The organism is Streptomyces sp. HD (genome assembly GCF_028369295.1).
Classification (GTDB): Bacteria; Actinomycetota; Actinomycetes; order Streptomycetales; family Streptomycetaceae; genus Streptomyces.
The window spans coordinates 29,231-52,732 of the sequence record NZ_JAQMYP010000051.1; the positions used below are offsets into that span (position 1 = coordinate 29,231).

The 23,502-nt window shown below is 68.5% G+C and carries 26 protein-coding genes and 1 pseudogene; 12 read left to right on the forward strand and 15 right to left on the reverse strand.

Annotation, left to right across the window (positions count from 1 at the left end; translation table 11 throughout):
* The first annotated feature begins 5 nt into the window (after positions 1–5).
* Positions 6–275, forward strand: coding sequence for an antitoxin (locus POF73_RS36200; RefSeq protein WP_272123420.1), 270 nt, complete (start codon positions 6–8; stop codon positions 273–275).
* Positions 276–380: 105 nt separating this feature from the next.
* Here the strand turns inward: POF73_RS36200 and POF73_RS36205 are convergent, their stop codons facing one another.
* The 4 genes from POF73_RS36205 to POF73_RS36220 form a co-directional block, all read right to left on the reverse strand.
* Positions 381–1,109, reverse strand: coding sequence for a class III extradiol dioxygenase subunit B-like domain-containing protein (locus POF73_RS36205; protein ID WP_272123422.1), 729 nt, complete (start codon positions 1,107–1,109; stop codon positions 381–383).
* A 10-nt stretch (positions 1,110–1,119) separates the two neighbouring features.
* The gene (locus POF73_RS36210; RefSeq protein WP_272123424.1) at positions 1,120–1,410 is read right to left on the reverse strand and encodes a hypothetical protein; all 291 of its coding nucleotides are present in this window, start codon (positions 1,408–1,410) and stop codon (positions 1,120–1,122) included.
* A 51-nt stretch (positions 1,411–1,461) separates the two neighbouring features.
* Positions 1,462–2,982 (reverse strand): tRNA (N6-isopentenyl adenosine(37)-C2)-methylthiotransferase MiaB, encoded by a 1,521-nt coding sequence (gene miaB, locus POF73_RS36215; protein ID WP_272123426.1) that lies wholly within the window; start codon positions 2,980–2,982, stop codon positions 1,462–1,464.
* A gap of 118 nt (positions 2,983–3,100) precedes the next feature.
* On the reverse strand, positions 3,101–3,505 hold the full coding sequence (locus POF73_RS36220) for a MazG nucleotide pyrophosphohydrolase domain-containing protein (protein WP_272123429.1): 405 nt from the start codon (positions 3,503–3,505) through the stop codon (positions 3,101–3,103).
* Between the two features lie 135 nt (positions 3,506–3,640).
* On the opposite strand from POF73_RS36220, the gene POF73_RS36225 reads away from it, so the two are divergent.
* Positions 3,641–4,636, forward strand: a complete 996-nt coding sequence (locus tag POF73_RS36225; RefSeq protein WP_272123432.1) for a TAXI family TRAP transporter solute-binding subunit — start codon at positions 3,641–3,643, stop codon at positions 4,634–4,636.
* Between the two features lie 258 nt (positions 4,637–4,894).
* Here the strand turns inward: POF73_RS36225 and POF73_RS36230 are convergent, their stop codons facing one another.
* Complete coding sequence (locus POF73_RS36230; RefSeq protein ID WP_272123435.1) at positions 4,895–6,286, reverse strand: sensor histidine kinase; 1,392 nt, start codon at positions 6,284–6,286, stop codon at positions 4,895–4,897.
* A gap of 9 nt (positions 6,287–6,295) precedes the next feature.
* Positions 6,296–6,982, reverse strand: coding sequence for a response regulator transcription factor (locus POF73_RS36235; RefSeq protein ID WP_272123438.1), 687 nt, complete (start codon positions 6,980–6,982; stop codon positions 6,296–6,298).
* A 288-nt stretch (positions 6,983–7,270) separates the two neighbouring features.
* Between POF73_RS36235 and POF73_RS36240 the strand changes: the two genes are divergently transcribed.
* The 4 genes from POF73_RS36240 to POF73_RS36255 all read left to right on the forward strand — a co-directional run bounded on the left by POF73_RS36240 (position 7,271) and on the right by POF73_RS36255 (position 10,632).
* Complete coding sequence (locus POF73_RS36240) at positions 7,271–8,047, forward strand: amino acid ABC transporter ATP-binding protein (RefSeq protein WP_272123441.1); 777 nt, start codon at positions 7,271–7,273, stop codon at positions 8,045–8,047.
* Between the two features lie 98 nt (positions 8,048–8,145).
* Complete coding sequence (locus tag POF73_RS36245) at positions 8,146–8,988, forward strand: glutamate ABC transporter substrate-binding protein (protein ID WP_272123444.1); 843 nt, start codon at positions 8,146–8,148, stop codon at positions 8,986–8,988.
* Between the two features lie 73 nt (positions 8,989–9,061).
* Positions 9,062–9,727, forward strand: a complete 666-nt coding sequence (locus tag POF73_RS36250) for an amino acid ABC transporter permease (RefSeq protein ID WP_272123447.1) — start codon at positions 9,062–9,064, stop codon at positions 9,725–9,727.
* Positions 9,724–10,632, forward strand: a complete 909-nt coding sequence (locus POF73_RS36255; RefSeq protein WP_272123449.1) for an amino acid ABC transporter permease — start codon at positions 9,724–9,726, stop codon at positions 10,630–10,632. Before POF73_RS36250 ends, POF73_RS36255 begins: the two co-directional genes overlap by 4 nt.
* Before the next feature lie 83 nt (positions 10,633–10,715).
* On the opposite strand, the gene POF73_RS36260 is transcribed toward POF73_RS36255, so the two are convergent.
* Both POF73_RS36260 and POF73_RS36265 read right to left on the reverse strand, forming a co-directional pair.
* On the reverse strand, positions 10,716–11,090 hold the full coding sequence (locus POF73_RS36260; RefSeq protein WP_272123452.1) for a hypothetical protein: 375 nt from the start codon (positions 11,088–11,090) through the stop codon (positions 10,716–10,718).
* Between the two features lie 125 nt (positions 11,091–11,215).
* Positions 11,216–11,587, reverse strand: a complete 372-nt coding sequence (locus POF73_RS36265; protein WP_272123454.1) for a hypothetical protein — start codon at positions 11,585–11,587, stop codon at positions 11,216–11,218.
* A gap of 461 nt (positions 11,588–12,048) precedes the next feature.
* Between POF73_RS36265 and POF73_RS36270 the strand changes: the two genes are divergently transcribed.
* The 5 genes from POF73_RS36270 to POF73_RS36285 all read left to right on the forward strand — a co-directional run bounded on the left by POF73_RS36270 (position 12,049) and on the right by POF73_RS36285 (position 16,168).
* A complete protein-coding gene (locus POF73_RS36270) occupies positions 12,049–12,702 on the forward strand; it encodes a response regulator transcription factor (RefSeq protein WP_272123457.1) in 654 nt (217 codons plus the stop codon).
* Between the two features lie 319 nt (positions 12,703–13,021).
* On the forward strand, positions 13,022–14,674 hold the full coding sequence (locus POF73_RS36275; RefSeq protein WP_272123459.1) for an FAD-dependent monooxygenase: 1,653 nt from the start codon (positions 13,022–13,024) through the stop codon (positions 14,672–14,674).
* A 163-nt stretch (positions 14,675–14,837) separates the two neighbouring features.
* Entirely contained in the window at positions 14,838–14,909 is a 72-nt protein-coding gene (locus POF73_RS46085) for a putative leader peptide (RefSeq protein ID WP_309544753.1), read from the forward strand.
* A 138-nt stretch (positions 14,910–15,047) separates the two neighbouring features.
* Positions 15,048–15,569 (forward strand): cysteine dioxygenase, encoded by a 522-nt coding sequence (locus POF73_RS36280; RefSeq protein ID WP_272123491.1) that lies wholly within the window; start codon positions 15,048–15,050, stop codon positions 15,567–15,569.
* Between the two features lie 116 nt (positions 15,570–15,685).
* The gene (locus POF73_RS36285) at positions 15,686–16,168 is read left to right on the forward strand and encodes a rhodanese-like domain-containing protein (protein ID WP_443049696.1); all 483 of its coding nucleotides are present in this window, start codon (positions 15,686–15,688) and stop codon (positions 16,166–16,168) included.
* A gap of 376 nt (positions 16,169–16,544) precedes the next feature.
* Here the strand turns inward: POF73_RS36285 and recX are convergent, their stop codons facing one another.
* The 4 genes from recX to POF73_RS36305 all read right to left on the reverse strand — a co-directional run bounded on the left by recX (position 16,545) and on the right by POF73_RS36305 (position 20,462).
* Positions 16,545–17,564 (reverse strand): recombination regulator RecX, encoded by a 1,020-nt coding sequence (recX, locus tag POF73_RS36290; RefSeq protein ID WP_272123461.1) that lies wholly within the window; start codon positions 17,562–17,564, stop codon positions 16,545–16,547.
* A gap of 3 nt (positions 17,565–17,567) precedes the next feature.
* Positions 17,568–18,695, reverse strand: a complete 1,128-nt coding sequence (gene recA / locus POF73_RS36295) for a recombinase RecA (protein ID WP_334313644.1) — start codon at positions 18,693–18,695, stop codon at positions 17,568–17,570.
* Positions 18,696–18,932: 237 nt separating this feature from the next.
* Positions 18,933–20,207, reverse strand: a complete 1,275-nt coding sequence (locus tag POF73_RS36300; RefSeq protein ID WP_272123462.1) for an AI-2E family transporter — start codon at positions 20,205–20,207, stop codon at positions 18,933–18,935.
* A 60-nt stretch (positions 20,208–20,267) separates the two neighbouring features.
* Entirely contained in the window at positions 20,268–20,462 is a 195-nt protein-coding gene (locus tag POF73_RS36305) for a DUF3046 domain-containing protein (RefSeq protein WP_272123463.1), read from the reverse strand.
* 80 nt (positions 20,463–20,542) lie between these two features.
* Between POF73_RS36305 and POF73_RS36310 the strand changes: the two genes are divergently transcribed.
* The gene (locus POF73_RS36310; RefSeq protein WP_272123464.1) at positions 20,543–21,487 is read left to right on the forward strand and encodes a hypothetical protein; all 945 of its coding nucleotides are present in this window, start codon (positions 20,543–20,545) and stop codon (positions 21,485–21,487) included.
* 6 nt (positions 21,488–21,493) lie between these two features.
* Here the strand turns inward: POF73_RS36310 and POF73_RS36315 are convergent, their stop codons facing one another.
* The 3 genes and pseudogenes from POF73_RS36315 to POF73_RS36325 form a co-directional block, all read right to left on the reverse strand.
* The gene (locus POF73_RS36315) at positions 21,494–21,802 is read right to left on the reverse strand and encodes an AzlD domain-containing protein (RefSeq protein WP_272123465.1); all 309 of its coding nucleotides are present in this window, start codon (positions 21,800–21,802) and stop codon (positions 21,494–21,496) included.
* Positions 21,799–22,533 carry an AzlC family ABC transporter permease gene (locus POF73_RS36320; protein WP_272123467.1) on the reverse strand — a complete coding sequence of 245 codons (735 nt, stop codon included), beginning with the start codon at positions 22,531–22,533 and terminating at the stop codon, positions 21,799–21,801. Before POF73_RS36320 ends, POF73_RS36315 begins: the two co-directional genes overlap by 4 nt.
* Positions 22,446–23,402: pseudogene (locus POF73_RS36325) on the reverse strand (AraC family transcriptional regulator). The gene POF73_RS36320 and the pseudogene POF73_RS36325 overlap by 88 nt, the downstream one beginning before the upstream one ends.
* Between the last annotated feature and the right edge of the window lie 100 nt (positions 23,403–23,502).

Genomic DNA, 23,502 nt, shown 5'->3' on the forward strand with positions numbered 1-23,502 from the left:
GAAGCATGGGTCTGATGCACAGTTTGAAAGCCAAACTCGGCCCGGCCAAGGACAAGGTCCACGACTTCGCACAGCGGCACGAGGAGCAGGTCCAGCACGGCCTCGACAAGGCCGCGAAGGTCGTCGACAAGAAGACCAAGGGCAAGTACAGCGACAAGATCCATTCGGGCACGGACAAGGCCAAGGGCGCCATGGACCGACTCGCGCACAAGGGCGACGACACGGGGGCCGGCAGCAGCACACCGCCGCCGGGCTCACCCCCGCCGACGACCTGAACGGCACACCGACGGACGGCCGCGGAGCTTGAGGGCTCCCGGCCGTCCGCCGTTTGTCCGATGTGCCCTGCCTGGTGCGCGCTGCCGACCTGCGTCGGGCGTGCTCTACGACCAGGTCGCGACCAGGTACCCGACCCCGTACGGGGCGTCGTCGTACAGCAGGGTGCCCGAGAGGCCCGACTGCTCGGCGGCGCCCGCGAGGATCTGCCACGGCGCCCGGCCGGATGCCTTCAGGTCGTGCGCGAGCTGGATGTCCAGCGTCTTGAGCGCCGCCACGTCCGCCTTGCCCAGCGCACGCGCGACGGACGCGTCGAACGGCTCCGCGCGCTCGTCGAGGTAGCCGGGGGCCTTGAGCGTGCGGCAGGCGCTGGCGTCGCCCATCACCAGCAGCGCCACCCGCTCGGCCCGGGTGGCGATGTCCCTCCCGGTTTGAATACACCGCTCGGCCGTCAGAGGTTCCACCGCGAGACCCTCGATCGGGGCGTCCGCCCATCCGGTCCGCTCCAGCAGCCACGCTGCGACGGCGAGCGACGTCGGAAGCGGTCCTCGCGACGGTTCCGGCAGTACTGCCTGGTCCGCAGCGGCGCGCCCCAGCCGTACGTCGACGTCCACGCCGAACCCGCGGAAGGAACCCGCCGTCCCTTGCGCGTACGCCCCGTGCCCTCTCTCGTCGCCGGGCCCGACGACCACCAGCCGGTCCGGTCGGGCGGCCGCGAGTACGCCGAGCGCGTCCGTGCAGGCGGCACGCGCGGTGTCCAGCTCGGGGGCGGCGCCCGCCGCGAGCTCGGGCACGAGGAGCGGCGGGCAGGGGCAGACTGCTGCGGCGACAAGCATGATCGGGAGCCTACTGCGAGGGGGGCGCCTCGGGGTCGGTGCTCCACACCCGCCGGGCCAGCTGGAAGATGACGCGGTGGGATGTCATCCGGCCCTCTATGCGCGCGTAGTACGTGTCCCCGTCACCGACCCTGAACACCTCACGGCTCCGCTGGCGCAGCCCGCTGCGGGGCTTGTGGGTGCAGGCGACCTCGTAGAGGAGGGCGCGGGCCTGTTCCAGGGTGCCCTCGAAGCGGGCCGCCTCCTCGCAGCGGTACTGCTCCCCGGAACCGGACTGCACGAGCACGACCCACTGCGCCATGTCCGCCCCCGTCTCTCCCGCTCGGTCCGCCCCCCGCACGCGCGCGTGGGGTCAGTGCGCCGCGCAGCCGCCCGTCGCCGCCGGCAGTGGCTCGGGGACGCCGATCTTCGGCAGGCCGAGCAGGACGCCGGCCGGCTTGGCGGCCTCGTCGGTGTTGCGCTTCTCCCAGGCGTCGCCGGCGCGCGTGCGGCGCACGTCGAGGACCGGCCCCTCGGCGAGGAGGTGGTGCGGGGCGGCGTACGTGATCTCGACGGTGACCACGTCGCCGGGGCGTACTTCCTGGTCCGGCTTGGTGAAGTGGACCAGTCGGTTGTCGGGGGCGCGGCCGGAGAGGCGGTGGGTGGCGTCGTCCTTGCGGCCCTCGCCCTCGGCGACCATCAGCTCCAGCGTGCGGCCGACCTGCTTCTTGTTCTCCTCCCAGGAGATCTCCTCCTGGAGGGCGACGAGACGCTCGTAGCGCGCCTGGACGACCTTCTTGGGGATCTGGTTCTCCATGGTCGCGGCCGGGGTTCCGGGGCGCTTGGAGTACTGGAAGGTGAAGGCCTGCGCGAACCGTGCCTCGCGCACCACGTGCATCGTCTCCTCGAAGTCCTCCTCGGTCTCGCCGGGGAAGCCCACGATGATGTCGGTGGTGATCGCGGCGTGCGGGATGGCGGCGCGGACCTTCTCGATGATCCCGAGGTAGCGCTCCTGCCGGTAGGAGCGGCGCATCGCCTTCAGGACGGTGTCCGAGCCGGACTGGAGCGGCATGTGCAGCTGCGGCATCACGTTCGGCGTCTCGGCCATCGCCGCGATCACGTCGTCGGTGAAGTCGCGCGGGTGCGGGGAGGTGAAGCGGACGCGCTCCAGACCCTCGATCTTTCCGCAGGCCCGCAGCAGCTTGCTGAACGCCTCGCGGTCGCCGATGTCGGAGCCGTACGCGTTGACGTTCTGGCCGAGCAGTGTGATCTCGGAGACGCCCTCGCCGACCAGGGCCTCGATCTCGGCGAGGATGTCACCGGTGCGGCGGTCCTTCTCCTTGCCGCGCAGGGCCGGGACGATGCAGAAGGTGCAGGTGTTGTTGCAGCCGACGGAGATCGACACCCAGGCCGCGTAGGCGCTCTCGCGCCGGGTCGGCAGCGTCGACGGGAACGCCTCCAGCGATTCGGCGATCTCGACCTGCGCCTCCTCCTGCACGCGCGCGCGTTCCAGCAGGACGGGCAGCTTGCCGATGTTGTGCGTGCCGAAGACGACGTCAACCCAGGGCGCCCGCTTCACGATGGTGTCGCGGTCCTTCTGCGCCAGACAGCCGCCGACCGCGATCTGCATGCCGGGGCGCTTGCTCTTCATCGGCGCGAGGTGGCCGAGGTTGCCGTACAGCTTGTTGTCGGCGTTCTCGCGGACCGCGCAGGTGTTGAAGACGACGACGTCCGCGTCGCCGTTCGCGTCCTCGGGCGCGCGTACGTAACCGGCGTCTTCGAGCAGCCCCGACAATCGCTCGGAATCGTGGACGTTCATCTGGCACCCGTAGGTGCGCACTTCGTACGTCTTGGTTCGAACGTCCACTGCCGTGCTCCGGTCGCTGCTGCTCATGGGACAAGGGTATGCGGTCGTGAGAACCGCCCGCCCCGGGCCGAGGCGGCGGCAGCAGAGCGGGAAACACAAGCGCCGGTCACCGGCCCGGGGGCTGGACAGAGGCCGGGCCGCGGCGCTACGCCTCGCCGGCCGCCCACCCCTGGCGGCGCAGCACTCCCGACACGTCCGGTGCCTCGTAGTGCTCCCCCTTGAGCACCTTGCCGTCGGCCCGGCGGGCGACCTGGCCGTCGGGGCCCAGCTTGGTCATGTTGGAGCGGTGGATCTCGGCGAGTACGGCGTCGAGGTCGATCCCGTGGACGAGTGCCGTGCCGTACGCGACGTAGACGACGTCCGCCAGCTCGTGCGCGAGTCTGTCGAGCGGGCCGGTGACGCAGACCTCGGCGACCTCAGCGGCCTCCTCGGCGAGCAGCTCGCCACGGTGCCCGGCCAGTTCCGGGGAGACCTCGGTGGGCGTACTGCGGGCGTCGAGCCCGAAGGCAAGGTGGAACTCACGGACCAGGTCGGCAGGCGAGGAACTCATGCGGCCGACTGTAGCGGCCGGGTACGACAGTCCCTGTCGGCCGGAGGCTTCCGGCTCCGGCGGCCACCCCGTGCCCTCCCTTCCTGTGACCCCTGCCCTGGTCAGCACCGCGTACCGGCTGGCAGGATCTCGCCCATGTCCGAGATCCTCACCCGAAACCGCAGGCGCCGGACCCTGCAGGGCGCGGCCGCCGGGTTCGTCGCCCTGGGGCTCCTGCTGTGGTGGCTGCTGCCCCTGGGCGAGGAGCCGCCGAGCGGGACGATCACGTTCAGCACGGGCACGCGCGCGGGGGTGTATCAGGAGTACGGCGCCCTGCTGCGCAAGGAGCTCGCCAAGGACATGCCGCAGCTGAAGGTGAAGCTGCTGACCAGCGACGGCTCGCAGGAGAACGTCGAGCGCGTGGCGACCGGGAAGGCCGACTTCACGATCGCGGCCGCCGACGCCGTGGACACGTACGAGGTCGGCGACAAGCCCGTCATCAACCGGCTGCGCGGGGTCGCCCGGCTGTACGACGACTATGTCCAGCTGGTCGTGCCGCCGAACTCCGACATCCGCTCCGTCGCGGACCTGAAGGGCAAGCGGGTGGCGATAGGGCTGCCCGACTCCGGTGTCCGGCTGATCGCCACCCGGGTGCTGGAGGCCGCCGGCATCGACCCGGAGAAGGACATCACGCCCCGGTCGGACGGCATCGACACCGGGCCCGAGCGGCTGGGGCGGGAGCTCGACGCGTTCTTCTGGTCGAGCGGGGTGCCGACGGACGGGCTGGAGAAGATCGCCGAGACGTCCTCGTTCCGGTTCGTGCCGATCGACGCCCGCCTCGTCGCCAAGGTGCACGCCCAGGGCGACGCGGCCCACTTCTACCGCGCGACCAACATGCCGGAGTCGGCGTATCCCACCATCCAGAACGGCGACACGGTGCCGACGATCGCCGTCTCCAACCTGCTGATCACCCGTAAGGACATGGACCCCCGGCTCACCGAATGGCTGACCCGCACGGTGATCAAGAGCCGCGACGGCATCGGCGCCCACGTCCACTCCGCGCAACTGGTCGATCTGCGCACGGCGATCTACACCGACCCGCTGTCGTTGCACGAGGGCGCCCAGCGCTATTACCGCTCGGTCAAGCCGTAGGAAACCTGAGCCGCAGTGGTAGCCACCTGTCGGCGTCGGTCCGTCTGCCGTGCCTGCCCGGCTACGACCCTGCGTAGCCCGGCTACGACCCTGCGTGGATACGACCGGGCCGGGCTGCGGCTGTGCCGGGCCAGGACCGGGCTGCGGCTGGACCGTCCGGCTGCGGCCGCCTGCGGTGGGCCGCCCGGCTACAGCTCTGCCGGGCTACGGCTGTGCTGTAGCCCGGCAGAGCCGTAGGCAACGGGCTGGGCCCGCCGGCTACTGCGTCGGCGCCGTCCGGGGCACCGTCACCGTCACCCGGAGCCCGGTCGGTTCGTTGCGGGCGTACGAGATGGAGCCCCCGCCCGCCGCGAGCAGCACCCGCGAGATCGACAGGCCCAGGCCCGAGCCCTTGATGTTCTGGTGCCGGCCGCTGCGCCAGAAGCGGTCGCCGATGCGGGCGAGTTCCTCGTCGGTGAGGCCGGGGCCGTGGTCGGCGACCACGATCGTCGACGCACTGCCGTTGAAGGTCACGGTCACCTCGACCCGCTCGCCCTCCGGCGTGAACTTGACCGCGTTGTCGATCACCGCGTCCAGCGCGCTGGACAGCGCCACCGGGTCGGCCCAGGCGGTCGTGGCCGGGCAGTCCCCCACCAGCCGTACTCCCTTGGCCTCGGCGGTCGGCGCCCAGGCCGCGACGCGCTCGTCGGTCAGCGCGCCGATGTCGGTGAGCCGCAGGTCGGCTTCGGTGTGCTCGGCCAGCGCGAGGTCGAGCAGGTCGTCCAGAACCTGGGCCAGGCGCTTGCCCTCGCCCTGGACCGAGGCGATCTCCGCATTGCCCTCCGGTAGTTCGAAAGCGAGCAGTTCGATGCGCAGCAGCAGCGCCGCGAGCGGGTTGCGCAGCTGGTGCGAGGCGTCCGCGACGAAGGCGCGCTGCTGCTCCAGCACGTCCTCGACGTTGTCCGCCATCTCGTTGAACGACCGGGCCAGCCGCCGGAGTTCCGGCGGACCACTGGCAACCGCGACCCGTGTCTTCAGGCGCCCGCTCGCGATCGCGTGCGTGGTGGTGTCCAGCACCCGAACCGGCCTGAGCACCCAGCCGGTCAGCCGGAGCGCGGCCCCGACGGCCACCAGCATCGCGGCCGTCAGACCCGCGCCGATGATCAGCCAGCCGTCCACGATCCGCGAACGCATCTGCCCGGTGGGCGAATCGGTGACGACGACCGCGACGACGTCGCCGTCCCGGATGACCGGCGAGGCAACGACGAGATGGCCCTGCTGCCAGGGCCACACCTGCTGCGGGTCATGGCTGCGCCGGCTGAGCAGCGACTCCTCGAAGGCCTCGCGCACCTCGCCGGTCCCGGGCAGGAACCAGGTCGTCGGCCCGTTGGCCAGGGGCGTGTCATTGGGCAGGAAGACGCCGGCCCGGATGCCGTAGACCTCGTAGTAGTTCTCCAGCTCACGGCTGAGGATGCGCAGCTCGTCGCGGGATCCGGAGGTCGTATCCGCGGCGGGCCTTGCGATGGCCGCGAAATACGCCGTGTCGTCGATCCGGTCGACGACCACCTTCTGCTGCTGGGCCGACGCCAGGCTGACGGCGAGCGGGACGCCGAGCGCGAGCAGCACGGCCGCCATCAGGACGATGAGCAGCGGGAGGAGACGAGTGCGCACCCTTACCCGCTACGCGGCCGGGGCGACGAGCCGGTAGCCGACGCCGCGTACGGTCTCGATCAGCGCAGGCATGCGCAGCTTGGCGCGCAGGGACGCCACATGCACCTCAAGAGTGCGCCCGGTCCCCTCCCAACTCGTGCGCCACACCTCGCTGATGATCTGCTCCCGACGGAAGACGACCCCGGGGCGCTGGGCGAGCAGAGCGAGGAGATCGAACTCCTTGCGCGTCAGTTGGACAACTGAACCGTCCACGCTGACCTGGCGAGTGGGCAGCTCGATATGTACGGCGCCCAGGCGCAGCACGCTGTCGCCGCCCGTCCCGGCGTCCTCCTGGACGTTGCGCCGGCTGACGGCGTGGATCCGGGCGAGCAGTTCTCCGGTGTCGTACGGCTTCACCACATAGTCGTCGGCCCCGAGGTTGAGGCCGTGGATGCGGGAACGGACGTCGGAGCGCGCGGTGACCATGATCACCGGGGTGCTGGTGCGCTTGCGGATCTTGCCGCAGACCTCGTATCCGTCCTGGTCGGGCAGGCCGAGGTCGAGGAGGACGACACCGAAGCCGTTGCCCTCGGGGACGAGCGCCTGAAGGGCCTCCTCGCCGCTACGCGCGTGCGTGACGTCGAAACCGTGCCGCGCCAGGACCGCGGACAGCGCGGCTGCGACATGGTTGTCGTCCTCGACGAGGAGGAGTCTCATCCCGGCCTCCCTCAGTTCATCGGCCGTACGATTCGTCTGGTTACACAGTGCGTGCGCACGCGCGCGTGCACCATGGAAGTCACGCTGATGGACGACGACGCCGTCAAGTAGGTTCCGGTTGCGGGCGGCTTCCGTTATCCAGCCGGTACGCGCACAGGCCACAAGTGCTACGACACGTGTCCGATTGCTATCGGATCGTGATGCTCAGATTCCCCTCAGAACTAATGACGCAGGTCGGATACGGTTATTACTGTCCTCCGAAACCGAGGAGGACGGAGCCTGAGAGCGATGACCGAAGTATCGGTGGCCAAGGAAGACGTGGCCGCGACCGACGAACTGGTCGTCCTGAAAGACGTCAACAAGCACTTCGGCGCGTTGCACGTACTCCAGGACATCGATCTGACGATCGCCCGCGGTGAGGTCGTCGTGGTCATCGGACCCTCCGGGTCCGGGAAGTCCACCCTGTGCCGCACCATCAACCGCCTGGAGACGATCGACTCCGGCACGATCGCCATCGACGGTAAGCCTCTGCCCGCGGAGGGCAAGGCGCTGGCCAAGCTGCGTGCCGACGTCGGAATGGTCTTCCAGTCCTTCAACCTGTTCGCGCACAAGACCGTGCTCGAAAACGTGATGCTGGGCCAGATCAAGGTCCGCAAGGCCGACAAGAAGAAGGCCGAGGAGAAGGCCCGCGCCCTGTTGGACCGTGTGGGTGTGGGTACTCAGGCGGACAAGTACCCTGCACAGCTCTCCGGCGGTCAGCAGCAGCGTGTGGCCATCGCCCGGGCACTCGCCATGGACCCCAAGGTCATGCTCTTCGACGAGCCCACGTCGGCGCTCGACCCGGAGATGATCAATGAGGTCCTGGAGGTCATGCAACAGCTCGCCCGAGACGGTATGACCATGATCGTCGTCACCCATGAGATGGGCTTCGCCCGTTCGGCCGCCAACCGGGTGGTGTTCATGGCGGACGGCAAGATCGTCGAAGAAGCTGTGCCGGACCAGTTCTTCAGCAACCCTCGCAGCGACCGTGCGAAGGACTTCCTGTCCAAGATCCTGCACCACTGACGGACTGCTTCACGCACCCGACGACCTGCGTCATCCAGCCCTCGGAGGGACACCCCTCCGACGGGACGCATCTCTTCATCACGCAAAGGATGTTCACCATGAAGCTCCGCAAGGTCTCCGCCGCGGCCGCCGCTGCACTCGTTCTCTCCATCACCGCCACCGCGTGTGGTGGCGGTGACGGTGACAACGAGGGTGGGTCGGGCTCGGACGGCGGCAAGAAGATCACCGTCGGCATCAAGTTCGACCAGCCCGGCGTCGGCCAGAAGACTCCGCAGGGCTACTCAGGCTTCGACGTCGACGTCGCCACCTACGTCGCCAAGAAGCTCGGGTACTCCGAGGACCAGATCGTGTGGAAGGAAGCGAAGAGCGCCGACCGCGAGACCATGCTTCAGCGCGGTGACGTCGACTTCATCGCCGCCTCCTACTCGATCACCCCCGAGCGCCAGGAGAAGGTCGACTTCGCCGGCCCGTACCTGCTGGCCCACCAGGACGTCCTGGTCCGCGCCGACGACAGCTCGATCAAGTCGCCGAAGGACCTGAACAGCAAGAAGCTGTGCTCGGTAACGGGGTCGACCTCGGCGCAGAACGTGAAGGAGAAGCTGGCACCCGATGCGGATCTCCTGAAGTACCCGACGTACTCGGCCTGTCTGACGGGTCTGCAGAACAAGGCCATCGACGCGCTGACCACGGACGACTCGATCCTGGCCGGTTACGCCTCCCAGGATCAGTTCAAGGGCAAGTTCAAGCTGGGCGGCTTCAAGATGACCAACGAGAACTACGGCATCGGCGTCAAGAAGGGCAGCGACCTCAAGGCCAAGATCGACAAGGCCCTGGAGGACATGGTCGCCGACAAGTCCTGGGACGCGGCCGTGAAGGCGAACTTCGGTCCCGCGCAATACCAGAACGAGCCCGCGCCGAAGATCGGCGACATCAAGAGCTGAAGCAGCCTGATGGGTGCGCCGTCCGCGGGGGCGGCGCACCGAGCCCCATCCACACGCGGAAGCGCGGGAGATCGTGTTCGACTTTCTTGAAGGTTATGACCTGCTGGGAGCCTTCTGGGTGACGGTGCAGCTCACCCTGCTCTCCGCTGTTGGCTCCCTGGTTTGGGGAACCCTGTTGGCCGCCATGCGCGTCGGCCCGGTACCTCTGATGCGGGGCTTCGGCACGGCGTACGTCAACGTGGTGCGCAACATCCCGCTGACGGTGATCATTCTGTTCACCTCGCTGGGCCTCAATCAGACCCTGGGCATCACCCTGGGCACGGACAGTTTCGACTCCATCAACTTCCGGCTCGCCGTGCTCGGTCTGATCGCCTACACCTCTGCGTTCGTCTGCGAGGCGCTCCGCTCCGGCATCAACACCGTTCCGGTCGGCCAGGCGGAGGCGGCCCGAGCCATCGGCTTGAGCTTCACCCAGGTCCTGATGCTGATCGTGCTGCCGCAGGCGTTCCGTTCGGTCGTCGGTCCACTCACCAACGTTCTGATCGCGCTCACCAAGAACACTACGGTCGCCGCCGCGATCGGTGTGACCGAAGCCGCCCTGCTGATGAAGGAAATGATCGAGAACGAGGCACAACTCCTGCTGATCTCCGCTGTCTTCGCGTTCGGATTCGTGTGCCTGACTCTGCCGACCGGGCTGATCCTCGGCTGGGTGGGCAAGAAGGTGGCGGTGAAGCGATGAGCGCCCTCCTGTACGACGCCCAAGGGCCGCGGGCCAAGCGGCGCAACCTCCTCTTCACCGGGCTGTTCCTGATTGCACTGTTCGGGGTCTTGTGGTGGGTCTACAAGGGCCTCGACGACAAGGGCCAGTTGGACTGGGAGAAGTGGAAGCCGTTCTTCTCCGGCAGCGAGGCATGGACCACGTACATCCTGCCCGGCCTGAAGAACACGGTGATCGCAGCAGCCCTCTCCATGATCATCGCGCTGCCGCTGGGCGCCGTATTCGGCATCGCACGTATGTCGGACCATGCTTGGATCCGGATTCCCGCCGGAGTCGTCGTCGAGTTCTTCCGTGCCATCCCGGTACTGATCCTGATGATCTTCGGCCTGGCTCTGTACTCCGAGTACACGAACGTCAGCTCCGACGACCGCCCGCTGTACGCGGTTGTCACCGGCCTGGTGCTCTACAACGCCTCGGTGCTCGCGGAGATCGTTCGCGCCGGCATCCTGGCCCTCCCCAAGGGCCAGACGGAGGCCGCGCATGCGATCGGTCTGCGCAAGACCCAGACTATGACGTCAATCCTGCTCCCTCAGGCGGTCACCGCGATGCTGCCGGCGATCGTCAGCCAGCTCGTAGTGATCGTGAAGGACACTGCCCTGGGCGGCGCGGTCCTCACGTTCCCCGACCTGATCGCCGCCGTGAGCCCGATGAGCTCGTACTACGGCGCGAACACCATCGCCAGCTTTACTGTCGTGGCCGTGATCTTCGTCGTGATCAACTTTGCCCTCACGAGCTTCGCCAGTTGGCTGGAGCGCAGGCTCAGGCGCAGCAAGAAGAGCACGGGCGCGGTTCTCAGCGCCGAGGACACGGAGGAACTCAACCCTGCTGCGGTAGGTGGCAGCTTCGGGACCGGTGCCCAGAGCTAGTCAGACGGTAAGGAACAAATGGAGGGCAGCGGCATGATCGCCACTGCCCTCCGAACTTTCTACCGGTGTACCGCGCCAGTCGGTCAGACGGGCTTGACCGAGACACTATGAGTGTCTCCACTCACGGAAAGAGTGATGCCGAGGGTGACGTTGGCATTCAGCTTGCCGATGGTGCTCACCACAGCGGTCTTGTTGCACCCCGCCACGGTGGTCTCATCCTCGGTATATCCGCCCTGGGGATGAGCCACGGCGATACGCACCCTCCATTCCTGGCACCCCTTGTAGGTCACACGAAAGTAGTGGTTCCGTGTGTTCCTCATCATCAGGCTGCGGTACTGCTTGTCCGAGTACTCCCACTTCAGATGACCACCCATACTGACGGTACCCTTGCGCGTGCCGAGGTAAATGGCATCGGCATCGTCGGCCACAGCGGGCGCCACCGCGAAAGCGCTGGTCATGACCGCCAGGGAAGTACCGAGGACAACCAGTCTCGTGCGCGCCTTAGTGTGCGCTCGGGGCATCTGAAGCTCCTTGGTCATGTTAGGGACTGCGTCACATGAAGCAGCGACCGAACGCCATCTGGTCATGCCGGGTAGTCACCATACTTCCATGTCCACATGTCCTCGAAGTCTTCACCGACGTAATAATTGACCACGCCCTTGGCGACGAACTTCTTACACTTGCTCTTGGGTGGCAGAGTTTTCATTTCCGTTTCAATGGGCGCTCGCCCCTTGGCACGTTTGTCGTACACCTTCCCCACGTCGCAAAAGATCTGGCCTCGCAGGTTGAGCACTCTCGCTGTGCAGCCCGAGTTGGTCTCAAACCACGCCTTCAGGTACGACCCATACTGATCCGAGTCGTACCAGATCTTGAGCTTCGGCGAAGTGCATCCAGCAGCCGCCGCAGAGGGTGCGGCGGTCAACACGACCGACGAAGCAAGCACGGCGCCGGCCATTACGATTGAAGTGCGCCGCCCCAAGGAGCGCAGCGGTCGACTTTCTGAGACTGGCAAATTCGTCCCCGTTCACGATTCCTGGTCCATTTTCCGCGTTCAGGCATGCGGATCATCTCCGATGTCGAACCGGGCAGTCATTACAGCAGAGCAGCCCACTGTCCCGTATCCCCCACTAGGGGGATACGCGCCGCCCTCTCCCCAGGCGAATCACGGAACTTCGCAGGCCAGAGATCGGGAATCCCCAACCGCCACCCAAAAATGATCACACCTAGCATTCACGACATACAGGACTCTGCACCCGCCAGAAATCGCCGACACACCTCAAGCAGCCCTCAAATATCCCAAAACCGAGAGCCGGAATCTTGACGCCATAGCCCAAAAAGGGGAGGATGGGCAATTGACTGCCTGACCAGCAGCCGCTCAGCAATTCTCGCAAATTGCAAAATTCAACGGGGTGCGATGTGCGAATCGAATTGAGATGCGACGATCCTTCACTCCTAAAGGATCTCAATACAATTCTCAAATCCCAGCCATTTCCAACTATCGTCACAAAAACTAGACCTCAGATCCTCATCATCAGCCACGCTCGCCAGCTCGACTCCGTCAACAGCCTGCGTCGCGCAAGAAAGTCAGCCCCGACAATCCCAACGCTGGTCATCGCCGGAGAAATACAGGACTACGAAATCCGGCAAATACTCGCGATGGGCGCCGCCGGAATTCTACTGAGGAAAACATTTGCCCAGCACATTTCATGGGCAATTCCGGCGATCTCGAACGGCTGCCATGCCTTGTCGCCCGATATCTCCGAATCAATGATCGGAGAATATTTGGCAGCCACACCGTCACCATCACAACAGGCCGCCAAAGAGAGGGTTAAGAATTTGAGCAGCAGGGAGCGCGAGGTTCTACAGCTTCTCAGCCGCGGCATGTCCAACCGTGAAATCGCTTCACTTCTCTTCATCAGTCCCGAGACGGTCAAGGATCACATAAGGGCAATACGATCCAAGCTGGGCGTCGCCAACCGAGTTCGCGCCGCTCAGGTTGCGTGGCTGGCGCGAGGCTCGACAGCCCGGAACGCCGTCCAGGAACAGGACTTCACTCTGCAACCGAGGTAGCGCCCACGCGGCGGTCTCGTCCACAGCACCGGATAGCCCGTCACAGGCCCGAGTGATCCTCGCCGCCTACAGCTACGACGATGCAAGGGCAGGGTGCTCAATCGTGGAAGAGTGAGCTCTCCAAACAGTCAGCGGCTCCAACCCGGACTGTTCGGCCTCCCCCAGGAGCATTGGATCAACCGCTTGACTGTCGGCGTCGCCGTCACTTGACGCAAGCACCGGCAATAGGTTGCATACGTTCTGTGATCGTGCACCCTGCTCCAACTTTCTGTTCACTTGCGTCTTTCGGGACACCGCTGCGGGCAGGGGGCGCCGCGCCGTGGACCCGGTGATCATCGTCGGAGCGGGGCCCGTCGGGCTCACGCTCGCCCTGGCGCTGGCCCGCCAGGAGGTGCCGTCCGTCGTTCTCGACGAGGGGCCCGGCAAGGACGAGCCCCGCCTCGCACGCACCGTCGTCCTGCGCGAGGACACCGCCGCCCTGATGGAGCGCCTGACGGGCGTGCCGCTCGCCCAGGCCGGGGCCCGTTGGGCCGGATGGCGGGCTATGCGGCGCAAGCAGGTGATGCGCGAGGTCACTTTCGACGACGCCGCAGAAGGGGGCGAGGGCGGCACGAACCCCGCTCCCTTGCACATCGCCCAGCACGTCCTGACCAACGCCCTGCGCGCGGCCCTCGCCGACGAACCGCTGGTCAAGGTCGCCGTGGACAGCCGTCTGGACGCCGTAGAGCAGGAGCCCTCGGGCGTCACCGCCCACACCCGCGGTCCCAAGGGCACCTGGTGGCGCGGCAGCTATCTGGTCGGCTGCGACGGCCCCCGCTCGACGGTCCGCAAGCTCCAGGACATCCGTTTCCCCGGCCGTACGGCGGTGGAGCGACACGCCGTGGCCGCGCTGCGGGCGGAACTTCCGTGGGGTGGTCGGGCGTTGCTCCATCGGATGCCGCCCTGGCGGACGGCCGGACCTTCGGGCGGGGAGGTCACCGGACGGCCGCTTCCGGACGGGGTGTGGCGTCTGGACTGGCTGCTGCCGCCGAGCAAGGACCTGGTCACACCCGAGATGCTGGTGACCCACGTCCGGGAGACCCTCGCCGGGTGGACCGGCGGGCCGACCCCGTCGTACGAACTCCTCGACACCGGGGTGCACACGGTCCACCACCGTCTGGCCCGTCGTTGGCGGGTGGGTCGCGTCTTTCTCGCCGGGGACGCGGCGCACTGTCTCGGCACGCTCGGCACACACGGCCTCGACGAGGGGCTGCGGGACGCCGACAACCTCGCCTGGAAGCTGGCGCCGGCCTGGCACCACGGGCCGCACGAGGCGCTGCTCGACAGCTACCAGGCGGAGCGGCGCGCCGTCGTCGCCGCCCGGCTGCGCGCCGCCGACCAGGCGCTGCCGCTGCTGCGCGGCGGCGGAGGGCTGCGCGCGGTCGTCCCCGGCTCCGGCCGGGGCCATGACGCGCTGCTGATGGACGGCCACCTGGGGCACGGCGCGATCGGTGCGCCGGGCACGTACGCCAACTCGCCCCTCTCGCCCCAGCGCCTGGAGGGCGAGGTCCCCGTGGACACGCCGCGCGGTGCGCAGGTCATGGACGTGCGAGTCACCGCGGAGGACGGCTCCTTCGTACGGCTGCGGGACCGCCTCGGGCGCGGCGCGCTGCTGGTCCTGCTGATCGCGCCGGGCACGGGCGTGTGGGACCGCAAGCACTGGGCGACCGCCGGGATCATGCCCCGGCTGGCGGCGGCCGTGACGGCGTTGCCCTATCGGGCCGAGTTGCTGGTCGCGGAGAGCTACCCGGGGGCGGCCGCCCACACGGTTCTGCTGGTGCGGCCCGACGGGCACCTGGTGACGGCATTGAGCGGCGTCCGGCCGGCCGATCTGTACACGGCGGCCGAGGCGACACTGGGCGGACCGGGCAAGGCACAGGCCGGGGCCACGGCCAGGGCGGCGGAGGCCGGCGCGGCAGCCGGGTCGCGCTGACGCCGCCGTACGGAAGCCGTACTCACCTGGAAACGGAAGCCGCAGCAACTGCCCGAAGTGGCATTCGCCATGGCACTCACCGTCACTGTGCGGTCCGCATAGTGACGGTGAGTTGACCGGTTCGCACCGGCATGGTCTACTCCGGATCGTGACCGACACCTGTGTGCGCCTGTGGCGGAGGGTCCATATGGACCTTGTCCGCTATGCGGGCTGCGTGTGTCGCCCGTCCTGCTGAATTCGCATCCCCATTTCTTCCCGCGTTCTTCCCGCGCGTGCCACTCGTGTCGCCTGTGGCCCCGCGGGCCCTTTGCGAACTCTCTCCAGGACGGTGCCCGTGTCTGTCCCTTCTGCCGCCGTTGCCGCTTCTCAGCAGGTGTCCACCCCGGCCTCGACGCCGGTGTCCACGCCGTCGCAGGCGGACCTTCTCGACTTCGTACGGCGTACTGCCGCCGACCCCGACTTGATCGCCTCGCTTCCGCTCGACCCCGAGGGCCGTACCTGGGTACGGCTCGAAGGCCCCGGCGGGAGCGAGGCCTGGCTCATCGGGTGGCCGCCCGGAACCGGCACCGGCTGGCACGACCACGCCGAATCCGTCGGGGCCTTCGTCACGGCGGCCGGTGAGCTCAGGGAGCACTCCCTGGCCGTCCGGCTGCCCGCCGACGGCTGGAAGACGCTGGAACTGACTGACGACGTGGACCGCTCGCGCCACCTACCGGCCGGCAAGGGCCGCTCCTTCGGCCGTCACCATGTACACGAGGTCCTCAACGAATCCGCCGACCGGCACGCGATCTCCGTCCACGCCTACTACCCGCCTCTCCCACAGATCCGCCGCTTCAGTCGCAGCGGACCGATCCTGCGGTTGGAGCAGGTGGAGCAGCCGGAGGACTGGCAGTGAGCGGTGTGAATGGGGAGGACGGCGTGAGCGGTCTGAATGGTGTGAGCGGTGTGGGTGAAGTGGCGGTCGGCCGGGGCGAGCTGAGGACGGGCGCGCACGACGTCAGCGAGCCCGCGATCCGCGGCAGCGAAGCGAACAGGGCACCGTCGACGGGTAGGGCCGACGTGGCTGAACAGCCGGTCGGTATCGACGAGTTGCTGGAGCGCGTGCGAGCCGGCTACGTGCGGATCGAGCCGCGGGAGGCCTACGAGGCTGCTCAGCACGGTGAGGCTCTGCTGGTCGACATCCGGTATGCGGCCCTGCGCGAGCGGGACGGCCTGATCCCCGGTGCCCTCGTCATCGAGCGCAACGAACTGGAGTGGCGGCTCGATCCACAGGGCAGCCATCGCGCCCCCGAGGCCACGAGCCACGACCTGCGAGTCGTGGTGATCTGCAACGAGGGCTACGCGTCCAGCCTGGCGGTCGAGTCGCTACAACGACTGGGGCTGCACCGGGCCACCGATCTCGTCGGGGGCTTCCAGGGGTGGCGCGCGGAAGGGTTCCCGGTGACTTCTGGGGCGGGGTCTGTTGCCGGGGCGGAGGTCGAGGCGGAGGGCTAGCGGCTGGACTGAGTTCATCTCTGACGGGGGGCCGTAGTCATCTCCGTCGTTGCCGTCATCTCCGTCGTTTGCCTTCGTCTCCGTCCTCACCGCCCGCGACGGCGGTCAGACTCGCGGCTGGCGATGACGCTGCCACCGCCGCTGACCGCGGTCGCGGCCACGTAGCGCGGCACGCGCGGGCTCGCCGAGCCTCACCCCCGCGTCTCCTACGACCGCCCCCTCACCCCGAACCGACCCCGCCCCGGCCCCGAACGCGATGAGCGCCCCCGCGCGTCCACCGTGTCCAGGGCCGGAATCCTGCGTTCGCGAACCTTCGCCCGCTTCCAGGCCCTCGGCTACCAAACCCTCTGCCTCCAAGCCCGGCCCGTCACAGGGGTCAGAACCCCTCGTCCCCGAGGAACTCCGTGTCTTCGCCCTCTTCCTCCAGTGCCTGCCGGACCACCCGCAGTGCCATCCCCTCGGGGTAGCCTTTGCGGGCGAGCATGCCCGCGAGGCGGCGCAGGCGTTTGTCGCGGTCGAGGCCGCGGGTGGAGCGGAGCTTGCGGGCGACGAGTTCGCGTGCGGTCGTCTCTTCCTGCTCGGAGTCGAGCTGTGCTACGGCCGCGTCGATCAGTGTGGACTCGACGCCCTTCGTCCGCAGTTCCTGGGCGAGCGCACGTCGGGCCAGCCCTCGGCCGTGGTGCCGGGACTCCACCCAGGCGTCCGCGAACGCACTGTCGTTGATGAGGCCGACCTCCTCGAACCGCGACAGCACCTCCTCGGCGGCGTCGTCCGGGATCTCCCGCTTGCGCAGGGCGTCCGCGAGTTGCTTCCGCGTGCGCGGGGTCCCGGTGAGCAGACGCAGACAGATCGCCCGCGCCTGCTCCACCGGGTCCGCCGGGGGCGCCACCGTCCCGGCCCTCGACGAGGCAGGGGCGCCTCCATCCTCACCGGACGGCTCCGTGCGGCCGCGCCGACGACGCCCGCGTGAGCCGCCCGAGCCATCCGATCCCCGAGCCTCACCACGGCCACGGCCACGGCCACGACCGCGACGCGAGCCACCAACGGGCGCACCGGCACCGAGCACCGAGCCGCCCTCCGACCCCGCCTCGCCGTCCTCCACCGCGCCATGGCGCTGCTCGTCGCCATACGCCAAGCCCGCACCGTCGCCGTACGCCAGGCCCGACCCGTCGTCATACGCTGGGCCCGGCTCATCGCCGTACCCGTCGTACGCCCCACTCGTGCCGTACGGCGCCGTGCCGTCGTTCCCCCCGTCCATGCCATGGGCCGCGTCGGTCGCGTCCCCTCCGTAGGCGTAGCCGCCCGGTCCGGAGGAGCCCGTGTCGCCGCCTCTCCCCCGCTTACGCGGAGGGTCCGGGTAGGCGGCGTACTCGGCCCAGTCCGTTCGCCGTGTCACCGATCAGCTCTTGGCGGCAGCGGCCTTGGTCTTGGCGGTCTTGGCCGCTACCGGAGCGGGCACCGCCTTCGCGGCGTCGTCCGGGGTGGCGGAGACCGCGGCGTCCGCGCCCGGCTCGGCGGCCGGCTCCTCCGGGCGCACTCCGACGCCCAGCTTCTCCTTGATCTTCTTCTCGATCTCGTTGGCCAGGTCGGGGTTGTCCTTCAGGAAGTTGCGCGCGTTCTCCTTGCCCTGGCCGAGCTGGTCGCCCTCGTACGTGTACCAGGCGCCGGCCTTGCGGACGAAGCCGTGCTCCACGCCCATGTCGATCAGACCGCCCTCGCGGCTGATGCCCTGGCCGTAGAGGATGTCGAACTCGGCCTGCTTGAAGGGCGGTGCGACCTTGTTCTTGACGACCTTGCAGCGGGTGCGGTTGCCGACCGCGTCCGTGCCGTCCTTCAGGGTCTCGATGCGACGGATGTCGATACGCACCGAGGCGTAGAACTTCAGCGCCCGGCCACCGGTCGTGGTCTCCGGCGAACCGAACATCACGCCGATCTTCTCGCGGAGCTGGTTGATGAAGATCGCGGTGGTCTTGGACTGGTTGAGCGCGCTGGTGATCTTCCGCAGGGCCTGGCTCATCAGTCGGGCCTGCAGACCGACGTGGCTGTCGCCCATCTCGCCCTCGATCTCCGCGCGCGGGACGAGCGCGGCGACGGAGTCGATGACGATGAGGTCGAGGGCACCGGAGCGGACCAGCATGTCCACGATCTCCAGCGCCTGCTCGCCGTTGTCGGGCTGAGAGAGGATCAGGTTGTCGATGTCGACGCCGAGCTTCTTCGCGTACTCGGGGTCGAGGGCGTGCTCCGCGTCCACAAAGGCGACCTGACCGCCGGCCTTCTGCGCGTTGGCCACCGCATGCAGGGTCAGCGTGGTCTTACCGGAGGACTCCGGTCCGTACACCTCCACCACGCGGCCGCGCGGCAGGCCACCGACGCCGAGGGCGACGTCGAGCGCGGTCGACCCGGTGGGGATGACCTCGATGGGCTCGTTCGGCCGCTCGCCCAGGCGCATGACCGCGCCCTTGCCGAATTGCCGTTCAATCTGTGCGAGCGCGGCGTCGAGCGCCTTCTCGCGGTCGGTTCCTGCCATGGGTTCCACCCGGTTTGCTTGAGTCGATCGCTTCACGTCAAAGACGCTAACGCCTGCCACTGACAATGCGCCCCGACGCCCGTCCGGCCTGTGGATAACTCGGGCATTTCTCTGTCGAAACCGTGGCGAAGTGCCCGCCGAGCGTCTCGCCGGAGACTTCATGAGAATGGATGTTCGATTTTTGTGTCAAGCGCACCACCCGGCACTTCCGAGACTACGTTCGCGGTCCGAACCGCCTCAGGCGGAGGAGCTCTCCCCGGAGCTGCCCGTATCCGTCGAGCCCGCCTTCCCCGGCCGTCGCCCCCACAGCGCACGCGCGCGTGCGAACAGGCTGCGCCCCGCTCCCCCTCCCCGGTGCCCGTGGACACGGGGATCGTCCGTGACGTCGTACCGCTTCACATACGCCCCCAGGAACGCCTGCAGCGTGGCGACCGCAGGGATGGCGATCAGCGCGCCCACCGCGCCGAGGAGGGCGGTGCCGGCGATGACCGAACCGAAGGCGACAGCGGGGTGGATGTCGACGGTCTTCGAGGTCAGCTTGGGCTGGAGCACATAGTTCTCGAACTGCTGGTAGACCACGACGAAGATCAGCACCCACAGCGCGTACCAGGGATCGACCGTGAAGGCGATCAGCATGGGCAGGGCGCCCGCGAGATAGGTGCCGATGGTGGGGATGAACTGCGAGACCAGACCGACCCAGACGGCCAGCACGGGCGCGTACGGCACATCCAGGCTTTCCAGCAGGATGTAGTGGGCTATGCCGGAGATCAGCGCCATCAGGCCGCGCGAGTACAGGTAGCCGCCGGTCTTGTTGACGGCGATCTCCCACGCGCGCAGCACCTCGGCCTGCTTGGCGGGCGGCAGTACGGAGCACAGGGCGCGGCGCAGTCGGGGGCCGTCCGCGGCGAAGTAGAACGAGAACAGGGTGATCGTCAGCAGTTGGAAGAGGCCGCCGAGAACCTGCGCGGACACGTCCAGCACGCCGGTGGCGCTGTTCTGCACGTAATTGCGCAGCCAGTCGGAACGGAGCAGGCCCTCCTGGACGTCCACGCGGCGCAGTTCGGTGTGGAAGTGCGTGTTGATCCAGTTGATGAGGGAGTCGAGGTAGTTCGGGAAGTCCTCGACGATCTTGATGATCTGGCCCGCGAGCATGGAGCCCAGCAGCGTCACGAACCCGGCGGACACGATGATCACGGCGAGGAAGACAACGGCCGTGGCCAGCCCTCGGCGCATGCCGCGCGAGGCCATCCAGCTCACCGCGGGCTCGATTGCCAGCGCCAGGAAGAACGCGATGAGGATGTTGATCAGCAGCCCGGTGAGCTGGTGAAAGGCCCAGCTGCCCAGCTGGAACGCGCCGAAGAGCGCCAGCGCGAGCACCATGGCGCGCGGCAGCCAGCGCGGCATGCGGGCACCCGGCCCTGCGCCGCCCTCGCCGGGCGGCGGGTTGGGCGGCGTCGTGCCGAACGGGGATCCGTGCCGGGCGGGCTGCCCGGTCTCGTCAGTGCGTGCCACGAGGCAAGTCTCGCCCACTGCACCGACAACCGGCTGCCGTCCTGCGATCTTCGTGACCGGTCAGCGCCTTTCCCCCGGAATGTTCATGACGGCACACACCACGCGCCACACGTCCTTCGCCTCCCAGCCGGCGTCCAGCGCCTCGTGCACCGTGCGCCCGCCCAGCTCCGCCATCACGTGATCGCGCGCGAAAGTGTCGGCGTACCCGGAACCGAAGTGGTCCGCCATCCGCTGCCAGAAGACCGTCAACCGCATGCGTCCAGTATCCCGCCCCTGAGAGTGGGCCTGAGCCGGGTCCGCTTGTCGAGACCGCTTTCCGCCCTACGGTCTGACGCATGCCCGAAACAGGAGCTTCTGCACTGAGTCCGACGCCCTCGTCGCACCCCCCGCTGTTCCGCGCCGAGCAGTTCGTCTGGCTCACCGCGCGCGTGCTCGAACAGCGCCTCTTCGCGTACCACTTCCTGAACGGCGCCGCCGACCCGGTGGAGACCGCATTGGACGCCTACCGCAACGAGGACGGCGGGTACGGCCACGCCCTGGAGCCCGATCTGCGCGGCCCGGTCAGTCAGCCGCTGCACACCGGTCACGCCCTGCACGTCCTGGACGCCGTCGAGCGCTGCGGCGGACAGCGCGTGGACCGCGTGTGCCGCTACCTCACCTCGGTCTCCACCCCGGAGGGCGCCCTCCCGACGATCCACCCCAGCCAGCGCGGCTACCCCGTGGCCCCGTTCATCCCGATCGTGGACGACCCGCCCAGCGCGCTCCTGGCCACCGGACCGGTGGTCGGCCTGCTGCACCGCAACGACGTGTGGCACGCCTGGCTGTTCCGGGCCACGGACTTCTGCTGGCAGGCGGTCGAGTCCCTGGAGAAGTCCCATCCCTACGAGATCGAGGCCGCCGTGGCCTTCCTGGACTCCGCTCCCGACCGCACGCGCGCGCAGGCGGCTGCCGACCGCCTGGGCCGTCTGGTACGCGAGCAGCGCCTGGCGGTATTGGAGCCGGAAAAACTCGACGTGTACCCGGTCTCCCCCGGCTACGCCCCCGCCGAGCACCACTTCCCGCACGACTACGCGAGGACACCGCGCTCCCTCGCGCGCGCGTGGTTCACGGACGACGAGATGAGCCGTTCCCTGGACCATCTGGCCGGCGAGCAGCAGGAGGACGGCGGCTGGCCGGTCCGCTGGCGCCAGTGGGCGCCGGGCACCGCCCTGGAGGCACGCCCCATGGTGACGATCGAGGCGCTGCGCACGCTCAGGGCGTACGGCCGCCACATCGGCTGACGAGCCTCACCCGCCCATGGCCCGCACCCCCGCCGTCACCACCACGGCCACCGTGACGACGAGCAGGAACGGGGCCCGCAGGACGAGGGCGACAGCAGCCGCGGCGACCCCGGCCACCCTCGCGTCCAGCACCAGCGCATGCCCGTCACCGAACGTCTGCTGAGCCGTGAGCGCGGCGAGGAGCGCGACGGGCAGCAGCGCGGCAAGACGCCGCACGACGGGCCTCTCAAGAGCACCGGCGGGCACGAGCAGCCCGACCAGCTTGACGGCGTAGCAGCCGAGAGCGGTGGCGCCGATCGCGATCCAGGTGCTCACCGTTCTTCCTTCCGCACGTCTGCCCTGCGACGCCCGTGGGCGCACAGCACGGCCGGCGCCGCGAGGGCGGCCACCAGAACAGGCACCCCGGCAGGCAGCACGGGCAACAACCCGAGCCCCAGCACCACGGCGAGGCCGGCGACGGCACGCTCGGTCGTGGACGTCAGCATCGGCGCGAGCAACGCCAGGAACACGGCGGGCCCTGCCGCATCGAGCCCCCAGGCATCGGTGTCACCGATGGCCTCGGCGCCCAGACCGCCGAGCAGTGTCGTGAGATTCCACAGCACATACAGGCTGAGCCCGGTCACCAGGAACCCGATCCGCGCACTGCGCCGCGTCGGCTGCGCCAGTGCGACAGCCGCCGTCTCGTCGATCACCCACTGCGCGGCGAACGGCCGCACCGCGCGCGTGAGGCGCAGCAATTGCGACAGCCGCAGCCCGTAGAACGCGTTGCGCACTCCGAGAAAGAAGGCCCCGGCGGCCGCGGTCAACGGGCTGCCACCGGCCGCGAGCGCCCCGACCAGCGCGAACTGCGACGCCCCGGTGAACACCAGCAGGCTGAGCGCACAGGTCTGCGCGAGCGTGAGCCCACTGCCCGCCGACGTCACCCCGAAGGCGAACCCGGACAGCCCGACGGCGACTCCTACGCCCAGGCCGTCCCGTACGACAGCCCCGTCGGGCTTGCCTCCTCCGTCGGTCCGGCGATCTGTGAGAGTTCTCTGTTCTGACACGCCTGCGACGCTAGGACAGCCCCTGTCACGCGTCTTGTACGTTCTTGCGCTCGCGCTGATAAGCCCCCGGCGGCACACCGACGATCCGTGTGAAGTGCCGGTTCAGATGCGGCTGATCAGTGAATCCCACGGCAACGGCCGCTTCCGCGGGCGAACGCCCCGCGTCCAACAGCAGCCGAGCCCGGCGTACCCGCGCATCGGTCAGCCAGGCATGCGGCGGTATCCCGTACAGGTCCCGAAACGCCCGCAGCAGAGCGAACGGGCCGGTTCCGAGATCGGAAGCCAGCTTCTCCAGACTCGGCGGCTCGGTCATCCGTCCCTCCAGCACCTCACGCGCGCGTGCCGCGATCCGCTCACCCGCCGTGCGCACCTCCCGCTGCGGCAGGGCCCCGCCGTTCAACCGCAGCAACCGAGTCACGGCGACCCGCAGCAGTGTGTCGGCGGCCAGCGCATTGCCTTCGTCCGCAGCCCGCAGCCCGCAGCACCTGATGCACCAGCCCCATGGTGTACGGGTCATCCGCGACCGGCCTGACAAACCCCGGCGTCCCCCGAATCGCGGTGGTCTCGGCCGCGATCCCGGCCACCACCTCCGGCGACGGATACACGGCCCCGTACCGCCACCCCTCGGGCACCCCCGCCCGCCCGGTGTGCGCCGTGTCCGGATTGACCAGCGCGAGCGCACCGGCCCCCGCGTACTGATCGGCCCCCCGACAGTGAAAGACCTCCACCCCGTCCTCGATGGCAGCGATCACAAAGCTCTCATGGGTATGCCGCACGAACCTCTTCCGGACGTACCGGGCCCGCAGCAGATCCACACCCGGCAACTCGGCATACCGCCAATGCCGCGCCCGTTCACCCGAACCTGCCATACCCCCCATTCTCAGCGACGGCGGCAGGCCGGCGACCTGTGCGTCCACGGCGCCTGGCACAACCCCGGAAAAGGGCGTTTTACCAGCTCAGTCCCGTTGT